Origin of the sequence: Streptomyces finlayi (assembly GCF_014216315.1) — a bacterium.
Lineage (GTDB): Bacteria > Actinomycetota > Actinomycetes > Streptomycetales > Streptomycetaceae > Streptomyces > Streptomyces finlayi_A.
On sequence record NZ_CP045702.1, the window covers coordinates 3,558,667 to 3,580,314 of the forward strand.

The following is a 21,648-nucleotide window of genomic DNA, read 5'->3' on the forward strand; positions in this document are numbered from 1 at the left end:
ACGACGGATCCCCGTCGCCCGGCTTCGTGAGGTGGACTCACCGGCTACCACTCGTCGGTGTCTCCGTACTTTCCCGGATTCTGCGCACGATCCACAGCCTGTGCACACGCCTCGACGAAGGCGGCCTCGACGGCCTCCTTGCCGGTGCCACGTACGTGGGTCTCGACCTCCTGTACCGATCCTGGGCGGCGGACCGTTCGCCAAGCCGCCGGTCGGTCGGTGTAGGAGTCCGTCTCGAATTCCCAGGCCGGCACTGACCACTCTTCTGGATGGGCAGCCGCCTGCCGTTGCCCACCAGGAAGGAATACGGCCCGGAGATGGAAGACCACGGCACGCTCGGGCATCTTCTCGCGGATGGCGCGCATGCCACTACGACTGTCGTGCTCCCAGCGCCCCCGATCCCACTCCTCGACCTCTGCGCTGTGGTCCGGCCAGTCCTCGCCCCATTGCGCGACGACCTCGTCGGCGTGTTCGCGGTGGAGGAAGGGGACCCTTCGCTCGCCGAGGCAGGCGACGTAGACCATCAGTTCGGCCGGGACGGGGCTCCGGCTGGCACCGGATGCAACCGCACCTGCGAAGGTCTGGGCCGTGCCCGTCCCCCAAAGAAGGCCGCCGATCTTGTCGGCGGTGTCCTTGAGAACTCGGCTGGTCAGGTGCTGGTAGCGGCGACGCATCCGAGCCGATTTCCCGGGTTCCCAGCCCATGATTCCGTCCACCACCGCGTCAGAGACACCGAGGATCAACAGGACGGTCGCTGCGGTGTGACGGGCGTCGTGGAGGCGACCGTCACGAACTCCCGCCGCCTTCAGCAAGTCCTTCCATTTGTGGAAGTCCGTGTTCGGGTTCAGAGGCTCACCGGTCGGCGAGGTGAAGACGTACCCCTTCTCCGTCCACAGATCGCGTGCACGCTTCCGCTCGCGGTCCTGCTCCTCCTTGTGCTGGCGGAGTAGCTCCATCAGCTCACTCGGGACGCCGATGGGCCGCTGCCCGGCGCGTGACTTCACGCTCTTGGCCTCACGCCGGGTGTTGATCTTCTGGGGGCAGAAGCCCGGCTTGCGCCCGCAGCGGTCACCACATCCGTGCTGGTAGCGGGGACGCAGCCGGCCTCGGCGTACGCGGATCACGTCGAGTTCGAAGTCGACGTCGCTCCACTGCATGCCGAGGACCTCGCCCTGCCGCAGGCCGAGCGCCAGGGCGATGACCCAGCGTGCGGTGTTGCGATGCTTGTGCGCTTCGGCGAGCAGGCGCTGGACCTCCTCGACCGAGTACGGCTCAACCTCCTCCTCTTCGACACGAGGGCCCTTGGCGACCGTGGCTGGGTTGACCGTGAGGTGAGCCCGGCGCACCGCTTCGTTGAGGGCGGTGCGGACGGTCCGGTGACTCTGGTGGGCAGTGCCGGCGGCGCTTCCGTTTTCCTGCATCTTCTTGTAGAAGCGCTCCAGGTGTTCGGGCTCCAGCTTCTCCAGGCGGTGGGCGCCGAGGCCGGGTATGAGGTGGTGGTAGACCGCGACGCGGTAGCCGTCGATGGTGTTCTCGGAGACGTTCGGCGCGGCAATGTTCTCGACCCAGTGGGTGAGCCAGGTCTCCAGGGTCCAGCTTTGACCAGCCTTGCGGACTGCACCCTTGTCGCGTTGCCGCTCCAGCTCCCGTACGACTTTGGTGACTTCGGCACGCGTCTTGCGGCTGACGTGGCGGCGGTCGGGCTTTCCGTCGTCCTTGACGCCGACGGTGACGCGTCCGTGCCAGCGCCCGTCCTTGCCGAGATAGATGCTGGAAGCGCCGTTGGGCTGACGGCTTTTCGCCGTCGCGCCCCGCGTCATGCTGCGGTCCCAAAGTCGCCGGCCGTGAGCCGTCAGGCCAGAAACTCGTTCACCGCCTCCGCTGGGATGCGGCGCAGGCTGCCGATCTTGACCGAGGCGATCTCGCCGGAGGTGACGTACTCGTAAAGCTTCGTGCGGCCGATACCGATCCGTCGCGCGGCCTCGGCAACGGTGAGGGCTACGAGCGTCGTGTCCCCTCCGGCTGGACGACGTTCGGATATCAGGCTCCGCAGGGCGTCTGCAGGAACGTCCAGCAGGTCGGCTATCTGGGCAAGCGGCAGTTCGGTTCGGGGCAAGGGAGGGTCCTCTCCTGGCGGGCCATGGGACGGCGAATCCCGATAGGGCCCGGCAAGTCGTTCAGGGATGGGCGTGAAGAGAAGGAGCCGGAGACGGCAAGACCCGCGCTGTTCGTAGCAGCGAGGGGCCGAGTCAGCTCTGTTCGGTCGGCGCGTCCATGCGCTCACCGAGGAAGCTGCGGAGCTGTGTCGGGGCGCCGCGGTGGTGATGGAACTCGCCGTTGGAGGCGACGGTCAGCTCGTGGGTCAGCAGAGCCTTGACCATGTCTTCCTTCGTAACCGCCCATCCCTGAACGATTGACCCGCGTGGCCTGGGATTCGCCGTCCCGTACGGCCCGCAAGTTGAGGAGCTCAATGTCCAGTATGGACGAACCCCGGCCGAACGCGCCACACCTCGCAGAAGCTGGCCGCCAGCCCACGGCGGGTGACCTCACCGCGGTTCCGCCGCACGACGCCGATGCCGAGGCTGCCGTGCTGGGGGCTTGCATGCACGATTCGGCGGTGATCGACGAAGTGCGCCAACTGCTTGACGCGGCCGACTTCTACCGCCCTGCGCACGAGACGGTCTGGCGGGCCATCCTCGCTCTGTACGGCGAGGACAAGCCGACCGACCCCATCGCCTTGTCGCACCAGCTACGCGCGCAGGATGACCTGGAGCGGGTCGGGGGAGTGGTGCACGTCCACCAGCTCGCCGACGTCGTGCCCTCGGTCAGCAGCGCCGTCTACTATGCGGGCATCGTGCGCCGGATGGCCGATCTGCGCCGGTTGCGTACCTCCGGCATGCGGACCGCCCAGCGCACGATGGAACCGGGTGCCGACCCGGACGCCATCCGCAGCGAGGTCGAAGCGGATGTCCGGATCGAGCGCGAGCGTGCACTCGCCTCCGGCCAGGGCCGGCTCTCCCGCTTCATCACCGACGGATGGCGCTTCGTCACCGAGACAGGCGCCGACGCCGAGCCGCTATGGGGCACGCCGGAGCAGACGGCCTGGTCCTCGGGCGAGAGCCTGATGATCGTCGGAGCGCCTGGCGTCGGGAAGACCACCCTGGCCCATCAGGTGATCCTTGCCCGCTTGGGCCTGGCGGACAGCGTCTTGGACATGCCGGTCACACCCAGTCGGCGGGTGCTGTATCTGGCACTGGACCGGTACAAGCAGATCGCCCGGGCTATGGCCCGCAGCGTCGGTTCCGAGCACGAACACCGCTTGCGCGACGGTCTCGCTGTCTGGCAGGGCCCTCTGCCCGCCACGCTGGACAAGGAGCCCGATCTCTTGGCGGACCTCGCCGCCGCTCACCAGGCCGACACGATCGTGATCGACAGCCTCAAGGACGCGGTGAGCACGCTGGTCGACGACGCCCTCGGCGTCGCCTACAACAACGCCCGCCAGCGAGCTATCCGCAACGGCGTCGAAATCATGGAACTCCACCACCAGCGCAAGGCCACCGAGGGCGCTCCACGCGCCCAGAAGCCCACCCTGGACCGCGTCTACGGCTCCACGTGGATCACCTCCGGCGCGGGCAGCGTTCTCTTCGTCTCCGGGGAGGCCGGCGACCTCGCCGTCACCCTGCACCACCTAAAAACCCCCACCGGCGAGATCGGCCCCCTCCAGGTCATCCACGACCACGAACGCGGCATCTCGACGCTCGACCCCGCCCTCGACCCGGTCGCCATCCTGCGACAGCGCCCCGACGGCCTGACCGTGCGCGAACTCGCCATGATCCAAAGCGGCCAGAACAACCCTGAGCGCTCGGCCACCGAGAAGGCCAGGCGCACCCTGGACCGACTCGTCAGGGCCGGACTCGCAGGCAAGGCCGAAGGCACCGCAGGCGGCACCGGAGGCGGCCAGCAAGCCCGCTACCGCGCCTCAGTCCGCCATATCGGCGCTGTCTCCTGACCTGATCGCCGAACGCCGGGACCGTACACGAGGGCGTACACGCACCCCTCCCCCGCGCACCGGCCCACGCCTCGCCGCAGGCGTACACGCCAAGAACAAAACCCCAGGTCAGACGATCACGCGATCGTTCACGCCGTACACGCACACCAGCGTTCACGCGTGAGCCCCCCTTTAGAAGGGGGCTCGCGTGTACGCCCCCTGCGTGAACGCCGTGATCGCCTCCGCAGAACCATCCCGGAGAACCCGCATGACCACACCCGCCACGCCTCTTGACACCACCCAGCAGGGCAACGCGATGCCCCACGCCGAGCACGTCCAGGACGTGAAGCCACAAGCAACGGCTCAGCATGCCGCCGAGCGGTACGCCCTCGCCGCAGCCGGAACCGTCATCATCGCCCTCACCGCCGGCGGCTTCTGGCTCTCCTACGCACACCTCGCCCAAGTCGCCGGACAGCATGGCCTGGGAAGCTCCCCGGTCCGGCGATGGGCCTGGCCCGCGACCCTGGACGCATTCATCGTCGCGGGCGAACTGCTCATGCTCCGCGCCGGCCTCCGCCGGGTGACCGACTGGTGGGCGGTCACCCTGACCGCTACCGGGTCAGTCGGATCCATTGCGCTCAACGTGGCCGGTGTCAGCGGCACGGGCAACGCGAGCGTCGTGCCCTTGCTCGACTACGTGGTCGCGGCGGTTCCCCCGACCGCAGCCCTGCTGGCCTTCGGCGTGCTGATGCGGCAGATCCACCAACTGGTCGACCGGCCCCTCGACCGCCCGGCACTCACTTCCGCCGAGGCACCGGAACCGCGGGCCACACCATCCGAACGCATCGCCAATCCGCAGGCAACCGACTCCAGCCGAACGCCGCCGCCCCGGATTTCGGAGGGCCAGCCGCGCGGCGGGCGTCCGGTCAGCGCGACGGTCGAGGAACTGGTCGAGATCGGGCGGATCGCTGCGGCCGAGCAGCGCAAGCTCACACGGGGCATCGTGCAACAGGCCATACGTGCCAAGGGACATACGGTCGGCGGCCAGAGGCTGACCGAAGTCATGGAAGTCCTCCGGTCGGAACCCGGCATCGGTCGGAACGTCGGCTGATCGCCCGCCATCCCGGTGGCCGGAACTCCTACGGCCACCGGTCAAGCGGTCCCCGCCTCTCTGCCGCCGTCACTCATCCACACTCCCGCAGTCGTAGCCGTGGCCTCCGCACGCCACCACCCGGCCCACACCTTCCGGAGAGCTATCCGTGACCCACGACCCGAACCACACTGACGGCTCCATCGATGAGCCGCCGACACTGACGAAGTCGCCTACGCTGACAGAACGTCTGCGGCGGGCGTTCGGACGGACCGCTCCTGGCGGAGCCAGTAGTACCCCGAGTCCGACTCATGGCCGGTCTTCGGGGGTCTCCGCCCCGGGGGTGGCGGAGACGGCCCTGCGCCAGGGGGCGCCGGACCGGGAGGCCGGGGCCGAGGGCGGCCCCGACCAGGACGAGCTCCGTACCGTCCAGCAGCAGATCCTCCACCCCACGCCCACCGCCGAGCCGACGGCCGACGAGCGCGATGTGCAGAGCGTCCAGCCGGCGATCCGCCGCTTCACCGGCACCAAGCGAACCGTCCGCGTCGGCCCGCTGCGCTTCACCGCCGACGAGCACGCCGCCCTCCAGGAGGCGGCCGCCGAGCACGGCTACAAGGGCGAATCCAGCTTCGCCGCCGACATCGTCCTCGCGTTCATCACCGGCCGGTTCACCGCCAACCTGCCACTGTCCGAGGACCGCCGCCGCACCCACATGTTCCGCGCCCAGGTGCTGCGCGCCCTCAACCGCACCGGCGTCAACGTCAACCAGATCGCCCGCGCGCTCAATAGCGACTACACCCCGCCCGACATCCGCCAGCGCCTCGACGAACTCCACCACCTGCTCACCCTGATCGCCGAAGCCCTGCGCCGGCCCACTGACCCGACGGAGGTCTGACCCATGATCGCCGCCATCAAACCGACCGGATCCAACACCCGCGGCCTGCTCGCCTACCTCTACGGCCCCGGCCGACACGACGAACACCTCGACCCGCACCTGGTCACCGGATTCGCCATGCTCGCCATGCCCGACCCCGGACGCGACGAGAACGCCACCCTCACCGAACTCGGCCGCCACCTCGACGAGCCCGTACGCCTACGGAACAGCGAGTTCGGCAAGCCCGTCACCGCCCATGTCTGGCACTGCCCCGTCCGCGCCGCACCCGAAGACCGTCATCTCTCCGACACCGAGTGGGGCGAGATCGCCCAACGCATCGTCCACGCAGCGGGCATTGCCCCTGACGGCGACGACCTGGCCTGCCGCTGGATCGCCGTACGCCACGCCGACGACCACATCCACATCCTCGCCACCACCGTCCGCGAAGACGGCCGCCGCCCCAAACTCCACGACAGCGGCATACGCGTCGGCGACGCCTGCCGCCAGATCGAGAAGGACTACGGGCTGCGCCGCCTACGGAAGGGCGACCGCACCGCCGAGCGCCGGCCCACCCAGGCCGAGATGCACAAGGCCGAGCGCCTCGGCTGGGAGCAGACCAGCCGCCAGTGGCTCCAGGACCGCATCCGCGCGGCCATCCCGCACGCCACCAGCGCAGAGGAGCTCCTCGCCTACCTCGAAGCCGACGACATCCTGGTCAAGCCCCGCCGAGGCCCCTCCGGAGACCTCCTCGGCTACGCCGCCGGCCGCCCCGGCGACCTCAACAAGGACGGCGAGCAGATCTACCACCCCGGCGGGAAGATCGCCCCCGACCTCACCCTGCCCAAACTCAAGGCCCGCCTGGAAACCAGCGCACCTGAGGAACACCCCACCGCCCGTCGCGACCGACCCACCACCCCCTGGCATCAGGCCACCGAAGCCCTCGACGCCCTCCACACCGAGACCACCAACGCGAGCGCCGACGAGGACGCACGAACACAGGCGAACATCAGCGCTCTGGGCGAACTGATCGAAGCCACCGCGCAAGCAGCACCCGCCGACCACCGTGCTCAACTGCGCGCAGCCAGTGCGGTATTCGCCCGTGCACAGCGGTCACAGGTCCGGGCCGAGGACCATGCCGCCCACGCCCTGCGGACCGCGGCCCGCGACATCGCACACACCGCCACCGGCCCCGACGGCAGCGCCCTCGCAGCCCTGACCGCCGCACTCCTCTGGGCCGCCATCCTCGCCGCACGCTGGCACGAGGCCAAGGGCCACGCCCACCAGGCCGACGCTGCCCGCCAAGCCGTCCAGCACCTCCAGTCAGCAGCCGACCACGCACTCGCTCCGACACTCACCGCACTCGAAGCCCGGCGCCCTGGTGAAGGGACCCGCCGCACTCTCGCCAACGACGTACGCGCAGCCGTCCCCGAACACGCCGAGCGGATCCTCACCGACCCCGGCTGGCCCGCCCTCGCCACCGTCCTCGCCGACGCCGAAGCCAGCGGCCACAAACCCCACCACCTCCTCCAGGAAGCCGCAGCCCGCCGAGAGCTCAGCACAGCCCGCCAACCGGCCCGCGTCCTGATCACCCGCATCCAGCACACCAGCCGCAACCCCGCACCCAACCGCCGCGCCGAAGCAGCCCGACTCCGCTCGACCCTGGGCCTCGCGCCCAGCGGACAGCAGGTCCGAAACCCCCAGCCCACCACGGCACCCGCGACCGCCGCCGAGCAACGCCACCGAAGGCGCTGACAGCCACAAAGCCCACGGCAGCCACCCCGCCCCACTAAGGAGATCCCTTATGTCTGCATCCGCCCCTCGCCCCCACGTCATGGCCCTGCTGTTCGACACGGACTTCAACCGACCGTCGGGTACTCGCGCCTTCCGCCACCTCGACGGACGCCCCTTCACCGAGGAGGAGCAGGCCCTCGCCGATGACGCCACCTCGAAGAACTCCAGGCCGCCGGCGTCCACGTCCACAACCCCGAGGCCGGAGCTGAGGCCAAGGCCGCCGCGCACCACATGGCCGAGCTTCTGTTCAAGTACGTCCTCCCGCACGGTGAAGCCCTCCTCCCCTTCATGACCCACGAGGACATGCTCGAGTACGGCCGGTTGGACAGCATCATCGCTGCGGGTGCCGGGCCTCTCCGCCCGCACAAGGACTGAGCACACAGGCACGGCACCAGCTGCAAGCACCGGCGGCCGGTGGTCGGGAGAGCCTCCCGACCACCGGCCGCACCCCGTCGTCTGGTCTGCCGGCCACAGCGCGACCTCGATCCTCGACCGCCCTCGGTCAGCTCCACACTCATCCGGCTCACGCACAAGCAGGAGAACCGGATCCTTCGAACCGAGCAGTCGACTTGAGACGTTCACGGACTTCCGGACTGCGTGACGCTCCGAGCGAGTTGACCCACGACGTTCAAAACGCCCTGCCCGAAGCTGGTCGGAGCGATCAGCACGCCGAACACCAGCACCACGATCACGGTCAGCTTCTCGTCTGACCGGCTTCGGGCCTGGGTGCGTCGACGTAGTCGCAGGACGATGATGACAGCCAGTAGGACCGCCACGTTGATGGTCAGAATCACCTTGCCAGCCCTCCTGTCAGGCAACACATCGGGCATCCCAGCCTTCCTGCATGGTCGGAGCTGGTCGAGGAAATGGTTCGGTTACGAGTAGTTGGCAACAAAACGCCCACCCTGGGCTTGATTTGCCCGGCACCTGTCAGGCCATCGGGCAGGTGCATCCCCGCATCCCACGAGTCAGAACAGGGCAGTCGGCCGGCGTGGCGGTGGGATGCGGTCGAGCAGGTCCCACAAGGGGCGGGATCCTGCGGCCCAGTCGCCGAGCACCCGTCGGTCGACGAGGTGAATTCGGTGCTGCTTACCCCAGGGGATCGCTTTGGAGGAGAAGCGGCCGTTGGTGAGGACGACCGCGATGTCCGCTCCGTGGATCTGCCGTGCGGTGCCGTTGACCTGTTGCAGCACCCCAACGCCGACAGCAGAACCGCGGTCCCCATCCCGGCGGTGCTTGCACTGGATCGCCCAGACGCGACCGGCGGGGTCGATGGCGCGTACATCGCAAGCGTTGTCACCAGCACCGCCGAGCTGCTCGGCCTTGCAGCCATCGCGGCGCATCAGGTCCCGTACGGCGAACTCGAACGCGCGGTGATCCAGTGCGTCGAGCTCGGCAATCCGCAGCCGCAAGGCTTGGGCGCGTACGCGTGCCCACGCTGCCCGCTGCTGCACCTTCTGGTACCAGAGGCCACCCGCAGCCGAAGCGGCCACGGCGACGATGACGAGGACCCACCAGTGCATGAGCAGCCACTGCACGACGGCGGCGACCAGGCCGACCGCCACGACCACACCCACGACCAGGGCGACCTGCTCGTCCTGCTTCTTGGATCGGCGGACCGGTCGGCGTCGGGCAGAGCGCCGTATCGGGCGGCGGCTCATCGAGTCCCGCCCTGCTGCGCCGAGGTGGAGGAAGCGGACAGGTGCGCCGTGCACGCGGCACCGTCTGCCGCAGCTGATCCCGCATACCACCGTGGCTGCGCCCACGCCGGAACGTCACCCCGAACGTCGTCCGCAAGCTGAACCGCCATGAAGGACTTCCCCCTCTGTCCAAGACCGTTGGTGCATCCCCGCGCCGGTCGTATGACAGCACGCACCACCGACAGCATGTAAGAATGCGATCACCAAGAGTGATGGATTTCGGTCAGAAGAACCTCGCGCCCCATCCCTCACTCATCGTTCGACCTGCGCGTTTACGGCCCGACCTACCAGCTTCAGCCGTTTCGAGGCTTGGGTCGAGAACGAGCGATGCACACAACTGCTATGCCGCCAGCGCCGAGCGAGCCGCCTCTCCCTCTCCCTCGATGACGCGAGCGATCTCCGGCCACGGAGCGCGCAAGGCACCGAAGAGCGCCCAGTAGTCGTAGACGGCTCGAACCATGGCGCTGACGCCGAGGCGGGCTGCTTCGGGATCGATGGCGCCTATGACGCGCCGTGTGATTCCGCCGGCCCCCCGGGCTGCGGGGGCGATCCCATGGCCGAGCAGGAGCGTGGCGGTACGGATGGCGTCCAGCGTCGGTGGTGTCGCCATCTGTGCGAAGCGCCCAAAGATCAGGGAGTGCCAGCTCACCCTGGTGCGCGCCCAGGCCAGGCGTTCCAGTCCGGTGCCGAGGTCGACGGCCATGCGGTCCGGGTGATCCGTGTTCCACAGGAGGACGATGTCGCCGAGGGTCAGATCCAGATGACGGAACCGCAGTGTGATGCCTTCGACCTGCCGTCGGCGCCACGGGGTGAGCGTGCCGTGGATGCTCAGGTGCCTTGCGTGGAAGCCGAGTCGGGAAAGTACGGTCAGCCAGCCGTCGAGGATGACGCCGTACTCGTCCAGGCTGCCTATGGGTTGGACTCGGGAGACATTGACGAAGGAGGTCAAGAAGCCGTCCATCAACTGGGCGCCTGCGTCCCGTTGGCCGGTGAAGCGGACGACCGGCTGCGGGATGAATCCGCTCCGATACGTATGGGGTTGGCCGTCCTTGAGGACCGGGTCCAGGGCCTGGACAGCAGAGATCGTCAGCTCGGTCTCTCTGCCCCACCGGAGCGGAAGGCAGGCGTCACGTGGGGCGCCGTCCCGCGCGAAGCCGGCTTCCAAGGAGTCGAGGAGCTCCCTCCACGTGGGTGATCTGCGTGGCGGCTGGTAGGGGCTTCCCCGGTGCGGGTGAAGTATCTCGATGTGGGGGCCGTCGGCCGTGAACTCCCAGTGGGGACCTAACGCGGCGCTCAGTACGCCGGGTATCCGCTGGGCCAGGTCGTCTCCGAGGGTGCCGGCGGCACGGGTCAGCACGATCGGGCCGCCATCGCCTCGAAGTGGCGCGCCGGGTCGAAGCGCTGCATTCCGATCGCCTGGACGTGCCGGTGGTCGAGGCATTCCGCCTTTTCGATCGCGTCGGCGAGACTGCGTGCCGCGGTCTCGTCCTCCTCTCTGGCGTCGACGACCGCGACCGCGCCCGTCTCGTCGCACAGGGCGGCGTGGGCGCAGGTTCCTTCGCGCCAGGTCAGGGCGGCCATGGGAGTGCCGGCGCGGAGGGATTCACCGAAGACCGCAGCACCGGCTTCCACGTACGGCCGGGCGTACGTGTAGACAAAGACCGAGGCGTCGGCGATGGCTGCGGTCTTGGCGGGGCCGCCGAGTTCGCCGATCCACTTCACGTGGTCGGCGCTGAAGAGCCGTTCGTGGCGTCGCACGTACGCCTCGTCGAAGACGGGGCCGACGATCCGAATGCGGCGCCCAAGGATCTGGGCCGCCCGCACGGCGATGTGCGGTGCCTTCTCCTCGTCGATCCGGCCGAGCCAGACGAGATCGGTGCCCGCGGTGGCTGGCGACTCCTCCTCCTCGAGGCCGAGATGGACGGCGAGCTCAGGGATCGGCCGGTGATCCACGTACCGTTCGATCATCTCGGCGAGTAGCAGTAGAGCCGCGAGCGCCGGCCGTCGAAGGCGGTGGCGGTGTGCTGGAAGACGGGCGAGTGCTGGAAGGTGGCGACGTCGCAGTCCAGCTCGTTCCAGGTCCGTGTCCACGCGGGAAGCGACGGGTACTCGTGGCCGACGACCAGGAGGTCGTATCCCGTGTCGCGCAGCTCGCGCTCGGCGAGCGATCCGGTGGAGATGTCCTCCAGGCGGACCGGCTTGCGGACCCAATCGTGCTCCAGGTCCGTGAGCCAGCCCGGCCCGAGGAGGTGTACGTCGGCGCCTGCGGCCCGAGCGCCCACGGCGACCGCCCACAGCCATCGTTCGATCCCGCCGTACCCGGCGGGCGGAAAGGCGTAGCTACCAGGGAAGTCGCAGACGCCGACGAGCACGTTATGCCTCCGGTGTTCCGTCCGCCGAGATACGGCGGAAGCCGAGGTACGGGAAGAGCGGTTCGGGCAGGACAAGGGAGCCGTCCTCCTGCTGGGCCTGTTCGAGAAGCGCGGCGACGGTTCGGCCGACGGGGAGGCCGGAGCCGTTGAGTGTGGCGACGAGCTTGGGCTTGCCGTCCTCACCGCGGGTGCGGATGTTCGCGCGGCGGGCCTGGAACGTGCCGAAGTTGGAGATCGAGGAGATCTCGCGGTATGTGTTCTGGCTCGGGATCCAGACTTCGATGTCGTACGTGAGTTGGGCGGAGAAGCCCGTGTCGCCCGCAGCGAGGGTGACGACCCGATAGGCGAGGCCGAGTTCCTTCAGGCATGCCTCGGCATGGCTGACCATTTTTTCGAGCTCGGCGTCAGCGTCCTTCGGGTCGACGATCCGGACCATCTCCACCTTGGAGAACTGGTGCTGGCGGATCAGGCCCCTGGTGTCGCGTCCGTACGATCCGGCCTCCGAACGGAAGCACGGCGTGTGGGCGGTGAGAGCCAACGGCAGCTCGGCGGGAGGGATGATCTCGTCGGCGTAGAGATTGGTCAGCGGCACTTCGGCGGTCGGGATCAGGAACAGCTCTCGGTCGGCGACACCGGTCTTGAACAGGTCTTCCTCGAACTTAGGCAGCTGCCCGGTGCCGGTCATGGTCTTGCGGGTGACCAGGTAGGGGACGGCGTGCTCGATGTACCCGTGCCGACGGGTGTGTAGATCCAGGAAGAGCGTGGCCAGCGCTCGCTCCAGCGCTGCTCCGGCGCCGCGGGAGACTGCGAAGCGCGGGCCGGACAGCTTCGTCGCCCGTGCGAAGTCGAGGATGCCGGTGGCCTCGCCGAGGTCTACGTGGTCCTTCGGCTCGAACGAGAACGCGGGGGGTGTGCCGACGCGCCTGACCTCGACCGCGAACTCGTCGGAATCGCCGTCGGGGGCGGCATCGTCCGGCAGGTTCGGAATGCTCAGAAGAAGGTCGCGGAGCTGTTCCTGGACCTGCTCCTGACCAGCCTCGATTTCCCGGGTCTCGTCCTTGAGCTCGCGAGCGCGCTCCTTCAGCTTGGTGATGTCACCGCCCTGCTTGGCCGTCTGCTGGACCTCGCTTGCCACCCGCTTGGACTCCGCCCGCAGCTCGTCGGCCGAGCGGATGTTCTGGTTGCGCCGGGACTGGAGGTCCTCCAGCGCGGACAGGTCCAGTGTGTAACCGCGACGAGCGAGCCGACGAACTGCTTCGGCACCCATTTCAATCAGGGCGCGGGCATCATGCATGAGGAAGATCCTTCTGATCCGGCGAGTGGGATGCGGATTCGACGGTAGCAACCACCGAGCCTCCACCGATCCGCCATACGGAGCCGGCACCGTCGTCCTCGGCCTCTTGGCGGCAGTTACCCCGATCAAGATCGCGCAGCAGTGACGTGATCCAGACGGGCAGCTCATCGTCTGGGATGGCGATCGGGTCGAGATAGGGCGCCTCCGGAAAGAAGAGCGGCATGGCCTCATCCGAACAGCGGCTCTGGTGCCAGAGGAGCACCGAGATCAGCAGGCCATGCCCTACGAGGACACGGGGCCCTGGGCGCTCCAGGGCGGCGAGCAATCCCTTGAGCATTCTCCGGATGCCCTCTCGCTGGGATTCGGTTCCGCCCGCTGGGCGCTTCGTTGAGCCGTGGCCGTCGAGCCAGACCGCGTACTCCAGAAACGGGGTGCCTTCGAAGATTCCGTAGTCGAGTTCATTCAGGCGAGGGTCGATGACCAGCTCCGCTGCTGGAACCCCCATCAGCAGAGATGCCGTTTGCTGAGCTCGGGGGAATTCGCTGGTCAGCCACGTCCGTACCGTGTGGAGAGGCAGAGTCGACCAGCCTCGGCTCAGCGACTGCCGGCCCTCCTCGGTCAGCCGGATGGGCTTGGACGGGTCACCGTTGACCAGATATCGCCTGCTGTAGTTCGTCTGCCCGTGACGGAGAACGTAGGTGGTCACGAATCCCTCCTCGGGATCGACGCCGAGAGGCTGGAGAGCACTTCCGACATGCGTTGCGCTCTCGGGTCTGCGGTCTCCACGTAGAAGAGGAGTCCGTCAACGGCCAGCGCTCTGCACCAGGGGGCAAGTACGGGGACGGGAATCCGGGAGATCCGGGCGGCGGCGGCAAGCCTCCTGTCGGTTCCGTGTCCGAGGTCGTAGTAGACAGTCCAGAAGGCCCAGTCGAATACCGCGTCGCCCACCATGGGCAGCGGATCCAACAGGCGCGGGTGCCCCAGCCGGTCGAAGGGCACGTTCTCGCGGTACAGGTCTGCATGAAGGACGGTCGTGCGACCGGCGTCTTCCTGTAAGCCGGAGAGTGCCGGGTACGTAGCGTCGACGAGCTGGCGCCACGCGCCGAGGCAGAGTGTCTGTGTACGTCGCTGGATCCGCGGCAGCATTTCGGTGCGGATGTGGTCTGCGAGATGAGGTAGGGCACCTTGCAGGTGTTTGCGGCGGCCGATGGTGTGCAGCCCTTGGAGGGCTGCAGCGACCATCTGCATCTCGCGCGGAGGCCGCTGGGCACCGCCGGGGCGGCCACCCACCAGTTCGAGGGCGGCCACCCCCAGATCGTCTGCAGTCTCGACGACATCCACCGTTGGGCCGCCGGCCCAAAGCTGCAGTGCGCTGATCTCGTGCCGGTACCGGGCAGGGTCAGTCCATGCCTTGAGCAGCAACGGGCGGCCGTCGAGGGAGGTGGCCAATGCGATCACTGAGGCGTGTCCGGCGTCGTGGTAGCCGCCGAAAGACAGCTTCCAGCGCTCCGCAGCCTGTTCCAGCAGGCCAGGTACCGCGACCAGCCACATCTGGGCACCCGGCCCGTAGTGGTCGAGCAATCGCTGTCGGGATCCCGCGGGAATCTCACCGACCGTCCGCACATTCATCAGCTCAGCACAATCCCATCGGAAACGAGCTCATCCGTCAGCGCCGGGAACTCACCGAGGGCTTCCATGACCAACGCCTGCACCTTGTCGACCTCGGCGTCGGGCGAGGACAGCCGAACGAGGATGCGCCACGGTTGATCCAGCCGCTGCCCCGTGGTGCTCACCAAGTGCACCTCGGCATGCCCCCCAGTCGCTTCGTAGAGCCGGTTGGCGAGCCGCTGCGCAGCCACGTTGTAGAGCTTGCCAACGTGATAGACCGGGTTCTTGCCGTTGGCCCCCTCCAAGTTCATCGGCCTCAACGGCGTGATGAGGCCGTTCACGCGGTTGCCTCGCCCCGCCACCCCTTCGTCACCGGATTCGATCGAGCTGCCGGTGTAGGTCAGGTAGAGCTCGTCCCTTTCCGGCACGTCGCGTGCGTTCAGCCGGAAGCGGGCCTTGGAACCGGGCAGCCGTAGTCCTGCAAGCCGATAGCACTCAGCGAGGACGCTCTCGGTGTTCCGCACGTACTCCGCGCGGCTGCCCACGTGACGTGACTTCTGCGGCACGCACAGCACGACGTCTGCTTGGTCCCCGTCCCAGTACCCCATGAGCTTGACGTCCGAGCCGCACCAGGCGCGGGAAAGAGTGAATTCGCTCTCGCCGGAGAAGTGGTCCACCAGCTCGCGTACGAACGACTCGAAGGGGTTCTCCGGCGCCCAACCGGTGCCGAGGGAGGTGTCGTTCGAGAGCCGCACGCGCCGCTCCCGGAGATCGTCTATGGAGCGCGGGTTGAACCACCGGGTTCGGTCCGGCACCGCATCCCCGGTGAGTACGGCACCAGGGCTGGAGTTGCTGGTGATATTGAAGGTGATGTCGAGGTGACCCGAGACCTCGGCGAGCCGCTCGGCGAAGAAGGACCGCACCTCCGCCTCCACGATCTCCGTGACCGGGATGGGTTCACCACCACACATTGGCGCCGCCCTGCCGTTGACCAGAACCCGCACCGGCGATGTCATCCCGCCAGCCCCGTAGCGCACCTCGCTGGCTCCTCCGAGGAGCGCGAGTTTGTCGAAGTTGTGGTGCAGCACGGCGCCGAAGTGCTCCACCGTGTAGCGGCTGTAGGCACGGGACAGTCGCTCGGCAAGATGGTCGGCCAGGGTGTCAGGGTGGCCGAGTCCCTTGCGTTCCACGATGGTCGTCGCGTTCGGCTGCACCATGCCGGTGTCGATGACGAGATGGCTGTTGTCGATGGTCGTGCTCGTACGAGGCATCACGAACTCCCGTTCAAGGGCCAGAGGCGGATGAGCGCAGGCGTCAGCACGCCTGGACGAGCGATGGGGCGCAGATTCAGCGAGGAACGCCGGCAGCGCGGAGGCGGACGATGGTGTGGGCCAGCGACTGGTACGCGGAGATGTCCTGCTCGTCGGCCGTGAGTCGGCAGACGTCGTGGACGGTGACGAGCCGAATGTCTTGGGGCCGACGGCGATCGAGCCAGAGGAGAAGCCGCCAGGCCAGAACCGGGCCGCTGAAGGGCAGTCGGGTCACAAGATCGACCGGAATACGTCCGAGTGGAGCGTCCTCGTACAACAGGTCGCGCACGAGGTGGAAGACCACGTCGGTGTAGTCCAGGACGGCCGGTCCGCGGGCACTCGCCTCCCAATCGACCACGTGCAGGCGATCGCCGTCGACGAGGAGGTGAGCGGCCTTGAGATCGCCGTGCAGGTGAACGACCGGGTGCGTATCGATGGTTTGAAGGGCCGTGCCCAGCACTGGCCACCAGGGCAGTCGGTGACAACGGCTGGAGAGCTGGTCCAGGAGGAACTGGTGAGAGAGACGTAGATCAACACGCCTTGCTACCCAACCTGAGCCTGGTGTGACGCCGGCAGTGGGCTGATGCATTCGCCCACTCACAGCCACGACGTGACCGATGTATCGCTCAACCGCCTCACGCGTGCCTATCGAGCACGGTGTACCGGTCATCGTCCGGAAAACGGTCCAAGAGCCGGCTTCGCCTCCCCCGGAGGCAAGGACGGGCGGAACCGAGATTCCCCGTAAGGCGGCGCGCTCGATCGTTGCGACTTCGCGCCGACATCTGCCGTCGGGGTCGATGCCCACGTAGACCTTCAGGAAGGCACTGCCGTCCGTGGCGTACTGCGTTCTCGAATACGGCTTGTGGACTGCCGGTCCGAACGGGCCGAGACCGTGCCCGGTCCACGGCTCGGCCACCCCTGTGCCGCCCATTCCTCACACCTCCATCCCGCCGAATCCGCTTCGCCTGAAGCGGTTGCCAGTCCTGCCGACGTGCGTACGCCGAGTTGCCCGGAGCCAAGCCGTCTCGTGCTCCTCGGCCCGTCGAGATGCCATCTTCTACGCACGAGAGGCCCTATTCGAGGACTCTGAGAGGCCATCAACAGGACTTCTAGAGGGCTTTCTTGCTCAACCGGGGGTGATTTTGCGCCGTTGGGGGGACATCGCATGCCACCCTCTGACGAGAGTTCGTTTCCCGAGGAGATCCATGTCCCGTATCGCAGGCAACACCCGCCTCAAGGCCGCCCGCATGGCTGCCGGATACAACTCCCAACAGGCCCTGGCTGACGCGATCACAGAGGCCGCGCCCAAGCTCGGCATCCGAGGTCTCGCTGTCGGCGTCCGCCAGATCAGGCGCTGGGAGTCCGCCACACCGCCCTGGCCGCAGCCGGACGTACACCGAGTCCTGATCCACTTGCTGGGTCAAAGCATGGAGGACCTCGGCTTCACCCCGCCCTGGGGAACTGAGGGGCGCCAGCCCGAAGTGACAGGCAGCGACATCTCGCGCCGACGCCGACCCGGAGCGCTGCTGACCTCAGTTCCCGCACAATCCACCACCGCGACGCAGCCGGCCACCGTCGGGAAGGACTTCGAAGCAGTCACACGTTCCCACCGGCATCTGTACTGGTCCGTGGCACCAGCCACCCTGCATCCCGCAGTCATGGAGCACGCTCGGCTTGGCTGTGCCCTGTTGCCCGAGACAGCGAACCCCACCCGCAGGATCCTCGCCGCCGCCCTGGCCGAGTCCTACCTGCTCGCCGGGCGCATCGAGTTCTTCGACCTACGTCAACCCGACCAGGCATCCGAAACGCTCCTGCGCGCGCTCCAAGCCGCAGGCGAGGCCGACGACCCAATCCTCGGATCGGCAGTCCTCGCCCATATGGCCTTCGTACCTGGGTGGGCAGGAGACCGCGACGCAGCGGTCGAGCGCATGGTCGCCGCCCGAACTTACGCACGCCGCGGAAGTGGCTCCGCGGAGCTCTGGGCCTGGCTCGATGCGGTCGAGGCCGAATGCGAGACCCGCTGCGGCAACCCGCGCACCGCACTGCAACTGATCAGCCACGCGGAGGACACCCTCGTTGCAGACTCCGAGCACCCGACACCGCTCTGGATGGACTGGTTCAGCTCCGTGCGTCTGGCTGCCTTCAAGGGCAACACACAGCTCAAGGCCGGCCACCTCCCCCAGGCGCGGGAAACCCTTGGCCAGGTCTTGGAAGACCTGCCGCCTACGGCCGACAAACAGCGCACCGTCATCCTCGGTGACCTCGCAGCCGTCGAAGCTGCGGACAGCCGACCGGAAGAGGCATGCCGCTACGCAACCCAAGCCCTCGACCAGCTCGCCATCACCTGGTACGCCACCGGCATGGACCGGGTCCGCGAGGTCCGACGCACGCTCGCCCCCTGGCAGAACGAGCAATGCGTCCGTGACCTCGACGACCGCCTCTACGACTGGGGTACGACAGTCAGCGCTCTCCAGCGTTGAACTTAGCGATCTTCTCCGGCAGCTCCGCCAACGAGTCAATGCGCATCGTGGTGATCGCATCGGCCTCTGGGTCACGCTGCTGGATCGTGCCCCAAGGTCCTCGGCGGATCAGAGCTGTCAGCAGGCCAGCCTGCACAGCCGGGCGGATGTCGTTGTCGAGTCGGTCACCGACGTACAAGATCTCGGCCGGCTCGGCAGGCGTTGCCTCGATCACGTGCTGGAAGAAAGCCACGTCCGGCTTCGACGCCCCCCAGTCGTCGCTGGTAGCGATCAGGTCGGACGGCAGATCCAGCCCCCGCAGCAGTCCACCCGCTCGCACCGTCTGATTGCCAGCTATACCCACCCACAGCCCGGCCTCACGCAGCGCAGTCAGCGAGGGCCGCACATCTGCGTACAGGTCGTCCTCGCCGAACCACTCCGGCTTCCCGGCTGCCGCGCGCCTCTCGCGCTCCTCGGACAGGTCGAATCCTGGCTGGAACTCCTGGAAGGTCTCCCGGTAGTCCCGGCCCTGGGCGATGACTGCTCCGAACATGGCAGCGAAGGTATGCCGCGGCACCCCCAGCCAGTCCGCCCAGGTCCCGTACTCCCGCGTCTCATTAACGAGGCACTCACCGACGTCGAACACCACCGCACGAATCATGCTCCGCAGGTTAGACGGTGCAGCGCCGGAGTAGGCAGCCCCGTCAGACTGCGGCTGAATACTCACCTCGTCCGTGACCTCAAGCACAGCGAGCACCGTCGGTTCGTTCGTGAATGTCGCGCAACCCCGAACACGGGCATTCGTTCAGCATCGATCCGTGCGTCGCTGACATCGTGGATTTCGCTCAGGCGAGTGGCAGCGAGAACGGCGTCGGCGGGCGATGCCCCGCCCGAGCCCAAGCCGAAACCGATGCGCGCCGGGAAGCGGAGTGGATCACTGGGGCGCCGCGAGCGTGGCGGCGGGGCGGCACGGCCGACCGAAACGGGCACACTTCTGCTCAAACCCCGGGGGGAGCCATCCGCCGCTCAGCAGGCGAGGATGCGCGGGAAACGCGGTGATGGCGGCGACAGCGAAGGCGAGGGACGCCCATGGCGTGTGCACCATCGTCTTCACCCGCTGACCGTGAGTATTGACGAAGCTCGTCTGGAACGTAGCCACGCTCACGAGGTCGATCGTGCTCAGGGCCTTCCAATCAAGGTCAAGTCCGCCCGCACTGCTCGCAAAGTGCAGCTTCTGACAGGTGATCGTCACCTCTCCCGGGCCGTCGACCATCCACCGCGCTTGGGCGTCACGCGCCGCTTGGCGCCGCCTGGAGGAATTGCCGATCGCGGAACCCAGCAAACTGCCGATGACGAATGTGGGATTGCCGACGGCGACCACACTGTTGTGCTGGTACCGCCCGTTGCCTGGAGCTCGCCAGGTCGAACGCTTACCGGGGCCGACAGCCAGGGCACGGTCGCCACGCTCCAGTCTCGCTGTCGTGGCGATCAACGGCCGGCGAGCCAGACCGCCTGCGAGGAGATCCGCGACGATCTCGCACGAGTGCCACAGATGGTCGTCCAGGGATGACCACGCCGGGGTGCTCGCTTGCTGTGGTGGCGGCGCGAAGGGGTTGGCCTTTGTCACTCTGGCGGGTCCGTTTCCCGAGGCACTTGATCACTTCAGTGCGATCGAGAATATCCAGGGGACTCCTCGGCCAGCAGGAGATTCGAGGATCTTGCCACCGTGGCTGAACCTCGTGCTCGCCCATACGAGAGCGCCCTCAAGCGCTCGCACCTCTTGGCCGGTACTGGCAACGACTGCGCTGTCAGGCTGCCCGTCCTGGTCTCATTCCTGGTCTCATTCACCCTCGTTCGACCCTGTCCGGACGAGGCCGGCCTGAGCACTCCGCCGCAGGTCAGGACGCCCCTGACCGCTGCCGGACCCCCAGACGACATTTGGAAAGCGTGTTGGGGGCAACCCCTCACGAGTTCGAATCTCGTATCCTCCGCCATTGCTCTCACCGGGCAATACGTCGAAGGCCCCCGCAGCTTGCTGCGGGGGCCTTCGACGTTGGTGGTTGCAGTTTTGGTCTCAGTTGGCCTGCACGGGCCCCTGCCACCAGGACAGCAGGGTGGCGAGATCAGTTCGCCGCCACTCGGTTAGGAGCCAGCCCCGTGCCCTTCGCCGGTGGACCTGGACAGCAATGCTCACCCATCGGTTCCGCGGCTACACCGTCGAGCCGGGCCAGTACGCCTGCCGCCATCCCGCCGGCCCCTCGGACTCAACCTCGCGAGGGGCGCAGCAGAGCCCTCAACCAACAACCGAATTGACCTCCGCCCAGGCACAGCAGCGTCATAGCACCAGTAAGGCTCACGCCCCGTGCGTAATGGATCCACGCCCACTCCGGAGGTTCGGCTTTCATGGTCCCCAGCGACGCATGCAAAGCCTTGGGCGAGCTGATCGAAGTCACCGCCCAGAAAGCCCACGTCGGCCTCCGTGCCGAACTGCGAGCGGCCAGCCAGGCATTCGCCCGTGCCCAGCGCTCGCAGATCCGGGCAGAAGACCGCGCTGCCCACGCACTGCGGTCCGCGGCTCGCGACTTCGCCCACGCCGCCACCGGCCCGGACGGCAGCGCCCTCGCCGCCCTGACCGCCGCACTCGTCTGGGCCGCCATCCTCGCCGGACGCTGGCACGAGGCCAAGGGCCACGCCCACCAGGCCGACGCCGCACGCCAAGCCATCCAGCATCTCCAGTCGGCAGCCGACATCGCGCTCACTCCGACGCTCACCGAACTCGAAGCTCGCCGACCCAAGGAGGAAGCCGGTCGCACCCTGGCCAACGACGTACGCGCTGCCGTCCCGGAACACGCCGCGCGGATACTCGCCGACCCTAGCTGGCCTGCCCTCGCCACCGTCCTCGCGGATGCCGAAGCCGGTGGCCACACACCCCACCAGCTCCTCAAGTAAGCCGTGGCCCGACGAGAGCTCGGCACCGCCCACAGGCCGGCCCGCGTCCTGATCACTCGCATCCAACACACGAGCCGCGAGCCCGCGCCCAATCTTCGCGCCGAGGCAGCCCGCCTACGAAGCACTACCGCGTCAGCCTTCGGCGACCTCACCGACCAGCCGTCGATAGCGGCCGCTACTCCCCCGAGCCGGCCGAGCCGCCCACACCGCTGA

General features: G+C 67.8%; 21 protein-coding genes and 1 pseudogene. 7 read left to right on the forward strand and 15 right to left on the reverse strand.

Annotated features, from left to right (window positions below):
• Positions 1-44: 44 nt before the first annotated feature.
• The 3 genes from F0344_RS16415 to F0344_RS35795 form a co-directional block, all read right to left on the reverse strand.
• Positions 45-1,820 carry a tyrosine-type recombinase/integrase gene (locus F0344_RS16415; RefSeq protein WP_185299501.1) on the reverse strand — a complete coding sequence of 592 codons (1,776 nt, stop codon included), beginning with the start codon at positions 1,818-1,820 and terminating at the stop codon, positions 45-47.
• Between the two features lie 32 nt (positions 1,821-1,852).
• Entirely contained in the window at positions 1,853-2,116 is a 264-nt protein-coding gene (locus F0344_RS16420; protein ID WP_185299502.1) for a helix-turn-helix domain-containing protein, read from the reverse strand.
• 133 nt (positions 2,117-2,249) lie between these two features.
• Positions 2,250-2,381 carry a hypothetical protein gene (locus F0344_RS35795; RefSeq protein WP_258049965.1) on the reverse strand — a complete coding sequence of 44 codons (132 nt, stop codon included), beginning with the start codon at positions 2,379-2,381 and terminating at the stop codon, positions 2,250-2,252.
• A gap of 98 nt (positions 2,382-2,479) precedes the next feature.
• Here F0344_RS35795 and F0344_RS16425 point away from each other — a divergent pair, with 98 nt between their 5' ends.
• From F0344_RS16425 to F0344_RS16445, 5 genes are all read left to right on the forward strand, one after another.
• Positions 2,480-4,009 carry a DnaB-like helicase N-terminal domain-containing protein gene (locus F0344_RS16425; RefSeq protein ID WP_374940154.1) on the forward strand — a complete coding sequence of 510 codons (1,530 nt, stop codon included), beginning with the start codon at positions 2,480-2,482 and terminating at the stop codon, positions 4,007-4,009.
• 247 nt (positions 4,010-4,256) lie between these two features.
• Complete coding sequence (locus tag F0344_RS16430) at positions 4,257-5,099, forward strand: DUF2637 domain-containing protein (protein WP_374940095.1); 843 nt, start codon at positions 4,257-4,259, stop codon at positions 5,097-5,099.
• Between the two features lie 322 nt (positions 5,100-5,421).
• Complete coding sequence (gene mobC, locus F0344_RS16435) at positions 5,422-5,973, forward strand: plasmid mobilization relaxosome protein MobC (RefSeq protein ID WP_185299505.1); 552 nt, start codon at positions 5,422-5,424, stop codon at positions 5,971-5,973.
• A 3-nt stretch (positions 5,974-5,976) separates the two neighbouring features.
• Complete coding sequence (locus F0344_RS16440) at positions 5,977-7,704, forward strand: relaxase/mobilization nuclease domain-containing protein (RefSeq protein WP_185299506.1); 1,728 nt, start codon at positions 5,977-5,979, stop codon at positions 7,702-7,704.
• Positions 7,705-7,974: 270 nt separating this feature from the next.
• Positions 7,975-8,118 carry a hypothetical protein gene (locus F0344_RS16445; RefSeq protein ID WP_185299507.1) on the forward strand — a complete coding sequence of 48 codons (144 nt, stop codon included), beginning with the start codon at positions 7,975-7,977 and terminating at the stop codon, positions 8,116-8,118.
• 203 nt (positions 8,119-8,321) lie between these two features.
• Here F0344_RS16445 and F0344_RS16450 read toward each other — a convergent pair whose 3' ends face one another.
• From F0344_RS16450 to F0344_RS16490, 10 genes are all read right to left on the reverse strand, one after another.
• A complete protein-coding gene (locus tag F0344_RS16450) occupies positions 8,322-8,573 on the reverse strand; it encodes a hypothetical protein (protein ID WP_185299508.1) in 252 nt (83 codons plus the stop codon).
• Between the two features lie 138 nt (positions 8,574-8,711).
• Positions 8,712-9,458: a restriction endonuclease gene (locus F0344_RS16455; RefSeq protein ID WP_445585674.1), complete on the reverse strand. Its 747-nt coding sequence runs from the start codon at positions 9,456-9,458 to the stop codon at positions 8,712-8,714.
• A 325-nt stretch (positions 9,459-9,783) separates the two neighbouring features.
• Complete coding sequence (locus F0344_RS16460) at positions 9,784-10,800, reverse strand: hypothetical protein (RefSeq protein WP_185299509.1); 1,017 nt, start codon at positions 10,798-10,800, stop codon at positions 9,784-9,786.
• A complete protein-coding gene (locus tag F0344_RS35800; protein WP_258049966.1) occupies positions 10,794-11,411 on the reverse strand; it encodes a glycosyltransferase in 618 nt (205 codons plus the stop codon). Before F0344_RS35800 ends, F0344_RS16460 begins: the two co-directional genes overlap by 7 nt.
• Positions 11,408-11,815, reverse strand: coding sequence for a glycosyltransferase (locus tag F0344_RS35805; protein ID WP_258049967.1), 408 nt, complete (start codon positions 11,813-11,815; stop codon positions 11,408-11,410). The genes F0344_RS35800 and F0344_RS35805 overlap by 4 nt, the downstream gene beginning before the upstream one ends.
• 1 nt (position 11,816) lies before the next feature.
• A complete protein-coding gene (serS, locus tag F0344_RS16470) occupies positions 11,817-13,109 on the reverse strand; it encodes a serine--tRNA ligase (RefSeq protein ID WP_185299510.1) in 1,293 nt (430 codons plus the stop codon).
• Complete coding sequence (locus F0344_RS16475) at positions 13,102-13,815, reverse strand: histidine phosphatase family protein (protein ID WP_185299511.1); 714 nt, start codon at positions 13,813-13,815, stop codon at positions 13,102-13,104. The genes serS and F0344_RS16475 overlap by 8 nt, the downstream gene beginning before the upstream one ends.
• Positions 13,812-14,738 (reverse strand): aminoglycoside phosphotransferase family protein, encoded by a 927-nt coding sequence (locus tag F0344_RS16480; RefSeq protein ID WP_185299512.1) that lies wholly within the window; start codon positions 14,736-14,738, stop codon positions 13,812-13,814. Before F0344_RS16480 ends, F0344_RS16475 begins: the two co-directional genes overlap by 4 nt.
• Positions 14,738-15,934 (reverse strand): methionine adenosyltransferase, encoded by a 1,197-nt coding sequence (locus tag F0344_RS16485; protein ID WP_258049968.1) that lies wholly within the window; start codon positions 15,932-15,934, stop codon positions 14,738-14,740. Before F0344_RS16485 ends, F0344_RS16480 begins: the two co-directional genes overlap by 1 nt.
• Positions 15,935-16,064: 130 nt before the next feature.
• On the reverse strand, positions 16,065-16,958 hold the full coding sequence (locus tag F0344_RS16490; protein WP_185299514.1) for an aminoglycoside phosphotransferase family protein: 894 nt from the start codon (positions 16,956-16,958) through the stop codon (positions 16,065-16,067).
• A 274-nt stretch (positions 16,959-17,232) separates the two neighbouring features.
• On the opposite strand from F0344_RS16490, the gene F0344_RS16495 reads away from it, so the two are divergent.
• Positions 17,233-18,507: a transcriptional regulator gene (locus F0344_RS16495; RefSeq protein ID WP_185299515.1), complete on the forward strand. Its 1,275-nt coding sequence runs from the start codon at positions 17,233-17,235 to the stop codon at positions 18,505-18,507.
• Here the strand turns inward: F0344_RS16495 and F0344_RS16500 are convergent.
• A complete protein-coding gene (locus F0344_RS16500; RefSeq protein WP_185299516.1) occupies positions 18,488-19,147 on the reverse strand; it encodes an HAD family hydrolase in 660 nt (219 codons plus the stop codon). The two genes, F0344_RS16495 and F0344_RS16500, sit on opposite strands and share 20 nt — an antisense overlap.
• Before the next feature lie 273 nt (positions 19,148-19,420).
• Complete coding sequence (locus tag F0344_RS35810) at positions 19,421-20,113, reverse strand: hypothetical protein (RefSeq protein WP_258049969.1); 693 nt, start codon at positions 20,111-20,113, stop codon at positions 19,421-19,423.
• Between the two features lie 800 nt (positions 20,114-20,913).
• Here F0344_RS35810 and F0344_RS16510 point away from each other — a divergent pair.
• Positions 20,914-21,648 (forward strand): annotated as a pseudogene (locus tag F0344_RS16510) (mobilization protein); the annotation flags it as partial.